Here is a 5,648-nt window from a genome sequence, read left to right on the forward strand (position 1 = left end):
GACCGCGCGCCGACCCCGAGCTGCAGCGCGTCACGGACGCCTTCATCGCGGCGTGCGCCGGGGGAGACCTCGCGGCCCTGGCGCGGATCCTGCACCCCGAGGTCTCGGGCTGGGCGACGTTGCGGGGCGTGCGCGTCGGGTTCGACGTCGGCGCCGAGCGGGTCGCCGCCGGCTCCCTGCGCTACCTGGGCCCGACGTCGGGCTGGACCCTGGCTCCGCTGCTCCTGGACGACGGGATGGCGCTCGTCGCAACGCGCGACGGCGCGCCTGTCGCGCTCATCCGGGTACTCGTCGCGGATGGCCTGATCACCGCGATCCGCACGGTCCTGCTGCCCTGATCCGCGGCTGGTCGGCAGTTTGCCCAACAGGCTTGGCAGTCTGCCCACACGCTGTGGCAGGTCGCCCTACAGGCACGGCAGTTTGCCTCACAGACTCGGCAGTTGGCATTGAGATCGGCACAGGCCTGGACCGATCTCAGTGCCAACTGCCGAAGCTTCGGGCAACGTGCCGATTGCCGCGCGGCGACCTGCCGATCCCAGTGCTACCCGCTCCCGCTCACCCCGCCCGCTCACTCCTCCCGCACCGCCCCGCTCGACCGACGCACCCGCAGCACCGCCTCTGCCTCGTACCGCACCGCCTCCGTGCGGCCCTCCAGGCGTTCCAGCAGCAGCCGCACCGCCTCGCGTCCCAGCTCGATGCCGCTCTGGTCCACGCTGGTCAGGCCGATCAGCGGGTGCCGGGCGATCGGCACGTCGTCGTACCCGACCACAGACACGTCCCGCGCGCCGAGCCCCGCCTCGGCGACGGCGCTGAGCACGCCGATCGCCAGCGTGTCGTTGCCCGCGAAGATCGCCGTCGGGCGGTCGGGGGAGGCCAGCAGACCAAGCGTCGCGGCGTGCGCCTCGGACCCGTCGAACAGCGTGTGCACCACTTGTGGCTCCAGCCCGGCCACGGCCATGCGCTCGCGGTAGACGGCGGTGCGCACCACGTGCGGCTCGGCGCCCGCCTGCCCCGCCCACGGCGGCTCCGGCCGAGACGGGTGGATCGTCAGGTGAACGATCCGGCGGTGGCCAAGACCCAGCAGGTGTGACATGACCTGCTCGGCACCGGACCGGTCGTCGCCCGTGATCGTGTCGTAGCGGTCGGAGCGGTCGTGCCGCCCGATCATCACGAGCGGCGTGCGCTCGGCGACCCGTTCGAGCCAGGCCGGGTCCACGCGCGGCGAGATCGCCACGATGCCGTCGACCTGGCGGTCGGCGAGGCTGTTGATCGCCACGTCGCCCTTCTGGTCCCGGCCGAGCGGCGCGATGATCATCTGGTACGGGGTGTCCGCCAGTGCCTCCGTGGCGCCGTCCACGATCATCGTCAGGAAGTCGTTGCCCACCTGCGGGATCTCGAACCCGAGCGTGAAGCTCGCCCCGCGCATGGCCCGCGCGGCGACCCGCGGCCGGTACTCCAGCCGCTCGATCGCAGCGGTCACCTGGGCCCGCATGTGGTCGCTCACGCCGTAGGCGTTGCGGATCACCTTGGACACCGCGGCCCGGGAGACGCCGGCCTCGCGAGCCACGTCCTGGATGGTCGAGGGCCGCGGGCGGCGCGTCGGTTCGGTGCTCATCGTGAGGCCATCCTGCCCGTGTAGATCGGTTGACACCAGAAATGGCGCCCCGCTAGCGTGCTCCCACTGAAAGGATTCATCGGTGCGAGTGTAGATCGCTCTACACGCCATCGTCCCATCCGTCTCTACAAGGAGGTAGAGAGATGTCCCGTGCACTTCCCACCAGCCGCAAGGTTCTCGCGACAGCAGCCGCCCTCGCCGTGGCCGGCGGAGCCCTGACCGGCTGCGCCGCGTCCGGCGGCGACGGCACCACCGAGATCACGTTCCTCACCTCGAACGACGCCCCCAACCCGGAGACGGCGGAGGCCCTGGCCGCCGCCTTCGAGGAGGAGCACCCCGACATCACGGTCACCGTCGAGATCCGCCCCGGCGGCACCGAGGGCGACAACCTGGTCAAGACTCGCCTGTCCACCGGCGAGATGGCCGACGTCTTCTACTACAACTCGGGCTCGCTGCTCCAGGCCCTCAACCCGGACTCCACCCTGGTGGACCTGAACGACCAGGAGTGGGTGGGTTCGCTCACCGAGGAGTTCACCCCCGTCGTCAGTACCGACAACGGGCTGTACGGCGCGCCGCTGGGCGCCTCCTTCGCGGGCGGCATCGTCTACAACAAGCCGCTCTACGAAGAGCTCGGCCTGACCGTCCCGGAGACCTGGGACGAGTTCATGGCGAACAACGCGACGATCGCCGCCGAGGCCGACGGCGTCGCCCCGGTCATCCAGACCTACGGCGAGACCTGGACCAGCCAGCTCTTCGTGCTGGGCGACTTCGCCAACGTGCTCGCCGTCGACCCCGAGTGGGCCGACCAGTACACGGCGCACCAGCGCTCCTACGCCGAGGAGCCCGCCCTGCTGGGCTTCCAGCACCAGCAGGAGGTCGCCGAGGCCGGCTACTTCAACGAGGACTTCCCGTCCGCGGCCTTCCAGGACGGCGCCCGCATGGTCGCCGAGGGCGAGGGTGCGCACTACCCGATGCTCTCCAGCGTCATCCAGACCATCCTGCAGAACACCCCGGACGCCGTCGACGACATCGGCTTCTTCGCGCTGCCCGCCGAGGACGCCGCGAACACCCGGGCCACCATCTGGCAGCCCAACGCGCTCTACGTGCCGAGGTCCACCGAGGGCGCGGAGCTGGAGGCCGCCAAGGAGCTCGTCGCGTTCGCGAACAGCGAGGCCGGCTGCGCGATCCAGAACGAGCTCCTGCCGCCCGCCGGCCCCTACGCGGGCACATGCGAGGCGCTGGACACCGCCCCGGCGCTCCTGGGCGACATCCAGGCCTACTTCGACGCCGGCGACACCGCCAACGCCCTGGAGTTCAGCTCGCCCGTCAAGGGCCCGAACCTGGAGAAGGTCACGGTCGAGGTGGGCTCCGGCATCAAGACCGCCGAGGAGGCCGCCGAGTTCTACGACCAGGACGTCGAGAACCAGGCCCGCCAGCTCGGCCTCGAGGGCTGGTAGGCCACCCGTGGTGGCGACCATGGCCGAGGCGCGGCCCGCCCGCCGCCGTCGGACGGCGGGCTCCACCTCGGCCACCCAGCGCAGCGTCTACCCCTCGTGGTTCTACCTGCCGGCCGGCGTGCTCTACCTGGTCTTCTTCGCGGTTCCCACGTTCGCGTCGTTCTGGTTCAGCCTCACCCGCTGGACCCTGTTCGACACCGAGTTCATCGGCCTGGACAACTTCATCCAGTTCTTCGCAGAACCGCAGCTCTCGCAGGGGTTCGTGAACACGCTGATCTACGGGTTCGTCACGTCGGCCGCCAAGGTGGTGCTCGGGCTGGCGCTCGCGGTGCTGCTCACCTCGCAGCTCGTGGGCCGCGGGTACCTGCGGTCGGTCGTGTTCTTCCCGGTGCTCGTCTCGACGATCGGCGTCGGCATCACCTTCAAGGCTCTGCTCGACCCGTTCGACGGCGTGGTCAACACGATGCTCGCCACGCTCGGCATCGAGGGGCCGGGCTGGTTCACCGACCCGAACCAGGCGCTGCTGACCATCGCGGCCGTCGACGTCTGGAAGGGCCTCGGCATCGCGACGCTCATCTACATCGCGGGCATCGTCGCGATCCCGCAGGAGTACTACGAGGCCGCCCGGGTCGACGGCGCGGGCCGGTGGCAGCAGTTCCGCTCCATCACGCTGCCGCTGGTCCAGCCCGCGACGGCCACCGTGATCATCCTGTCCCTGATCGGCGGCCTGCGGTCGTTCGACCTCATCTGGGCCACCACGGGCGGCGGCCCCGGGTTCACCAGCGACGTCATCGGGTCCGTCATCTACAAGCAGTACCAGGCCGGGTTCTACGGGCTGTCCACCGCGGGCAACGTGATCCTGTTCCTCGTGGTCACGGCGATCATGGTGCCGGTCTCCCTGCTGCTGAACCGCAAAGAGGTGGACCGATGAGGCGCGCCGGTTCGTGGGCCACGGGGATCGTGGCCATCGCCGTGTCGGTGGTGGTGTTCCTGGTGCCGTTCGGGTTCATCTTCGTGACGGCCTCGAAGGACGCGTCGGAGGCGTCGCGGCTCCAGTTCTCGTGGCCCACGCAGTGGGCGTTCACCGAGAACCTGACGGAGGTGCTCACCACCCGCGACGGCATCGTGGTGCGGGCGTTCCTCAACAGCACGGTGCTGACCGTGGTGAGCGTCGCCGTCATGGTGGTGCTCGCGGCCATGGTCGGGTACCTGCTCCAGCGGCGGCGGTCCCGGCTCAACCCGGTGGTGAACTTCCTCGTGCTGGCGGGGTTGATCGTGCCGCCCGCCGTGGTGCCGACCATCTGGGTGCTCCAGCAGACCGGCCTGTTCAAGACGATGCCCGGCCTCATCCTCGTCGAGGCCACGTTCGGACTGTCGTTCTGCATCCTGCTGTTCCGCGCATTCGTGGCGACCATCCCGCGCGAGCTCGACGAGGCGGCGATCATCGACGGCGCCGGGCCGCTGCGGCTCTTCTTCGCCGTCATCCTGCCTCTGCTGCGGCCGGTGATCATCACGATCGTCGTGGTGCAGGCCGTCAACGTGTTCAACGACTTCACCAACCCGCTGTACTTCCTGCCCGGCGACGAGAACGCGACCGTGCAGCTCACGCTCTACAACTTCCAGAGCCAGATGGTCAGCCAGTTCAACCTGCTGTTCATGGACATCCTCCTGATCACGGTGCCGCCGCTGGTCATGTACATCTTCTTCAACCGCCAGATCGTGGCCGGCATGACGTCCGGTGCGGTCAAGGGCTGAGAGGGGCCACCCGATGGAGACCAACCCCACCCGTGTCCGCGAGGTGCGCGTGGAGCGCCGCACCGACGGCGCCTTCGCCGACGTCCCCGACCCACGGCTGAGCTGGACCGTGGAGTCGGACGTGCCCGGCTGGTGGCAGGCCGCCGCCGAGGTGCGGCTCGACGGCGGGCCCGCGCTCCGCCTGGACACCGACGAGTCGCGGTTCGTGCCCTGGCCGTTCGAACCGCTCGCGCCGCACGCCCGGCACACCCTGGAGGTGCGGGTCACGGGCACGGACGGAGCGGTGACGCCCTGGAGCGAGCCCGTCACGGTGCGCAGCACCTTCCTGGCCGACGGCGAGTGGGCCGCCGCCTACGTGGGCCTCGCCGATCCCGTGGAGCCCGCGACGCCCGGCCTGCTGCGCGTCGAGCTCGACCTGCCCGGCGACGTGGTCCGCGCCACGCTCTACGCGTCCGCACACGGTGTCTACCAGGTCGAGATCAACGGCCAGGACGTCGACGACGCCGTGCTCAAGCCCGGCTGGACGGCCTATCAGCACCGGCTGGTGCACGAGGCCACCGACGTGACCGCACTGGTGCGGGCGGGCGCGAACGCCGTCGGCGTCCGGCTGGCCGGCGGGTGGTGGACCGAGAGGTACGGGTTCCACGGCGCCGCCCGCACCTTCTACGGGGAGCAGCCGGCCGCGGCCGTGCAGCTGCACGTCGAGCTCGCCGACGGGAATACCCGGGTGCTCACCACCGGGCCGGACTGGCGCGGGGCAGCGACCGGCGTCGTGGTCGCCAGCGGCATCTACGCGGGCGAGCGGGTCGACGCCGGCCGCG

General features: G+C 70.5%; 6 protein-coding genes. 5 read left to right on the forward strand and 1 reads right to left on the reverse strand.

Translation table 11 applies throughout. From position 1 onward, the window contains the following. Positions 1–338, forward strand: a 338-nt coding sequence (locus PROKR_RS34705; RefSeq protein ID WP_425414884.1) for a hypothetical protein, incomplete at its 5' end; no start/stop codon positions are given. Between the two features lie 230 nt (positions 339–568). On the opposite strand, the gene PROKR_RS11835 is transcribed toward PROKR_RS34705, so the two are convergent. Then, positions 569–1,615 carry a LacI family DNA-binding transcriptional regulator gene (locus tag PROKR_RS11835; RefSeq protein WP_051432906.1) on the reverse strand — a complete coding sequence of 349 codons (1,047 nt, stop codon included), beginning with the start codon at positions 1,613–1,615 and terminating at the stop codon, positions 569–571. A 143-nt stretch (positions 1,616–1,758) separates the two neighbouring features. On the opposite strand from PROKR_RS11835, the gene PROKR_RS11840 reads away from it, so the two are divergent. The 4 genes from PROKR_RS11840 to PROKR_RS11855 form a co-directional block, all read left to right on the forward strand. Then, complete coding sequence (locus tag PROKR_RS11840) at positions 1,759–3,072, forward strand: extracellular solute-binding protein (protein ID WP_036963424.1); 1,314 nt, start codon at positions 1,759–1,761, stop codon at positions 3,070–3,072. A gap of 19 nt (positions 3,073–3,091) precedes the next feature. Further along, positions 3,092–4,003, forward strand: coding sequence for a carbohydrate ABC transporter permease (locus PROKR_RS11845; RefSeq protein WP_051432927.1), 912 nt, complete (start codon positions 3,092–3,094; stop codon positions 4,001–4,003). Continuing rightward, positions 4,000–4,827: a carbohydrate ABC transporter permease gene (locus tag PROKR_RS11850; protein WP_036963426.1), complete on the forward strand. Its 828-nt coding sequence runs from the start codon at positions 4,000–4,002 to the stop codon at positions 4,825–4,827. Before PROKR_RS11845 ends, PROKR_RS11850 begins: the two co-directional genes overlap by 4 nt. A 13-nt stretch (positions 4,828–4,840) precedes the next feature. Beyond that, positions 4,841–5,648, forward strand: an 808-nt coding sequence (locus PROKR_RS11855) for an alpha-L-rhamnosidase N-terminal domain-containing protein (protein ID WP_036963435.1), incomplete at its 3' end; no start/stop codon positions are given.

This window comes from Promicromonospora kroppenstedtii DSM 19349, assembly GCF_000515355.1.
Lineage (GTDB): Bacteria > Actinomycetota > Actinomycetes > Actinomycetales > Cellulomonadaceae > Promicromonospora > Promicromonospora kroppenstedtii.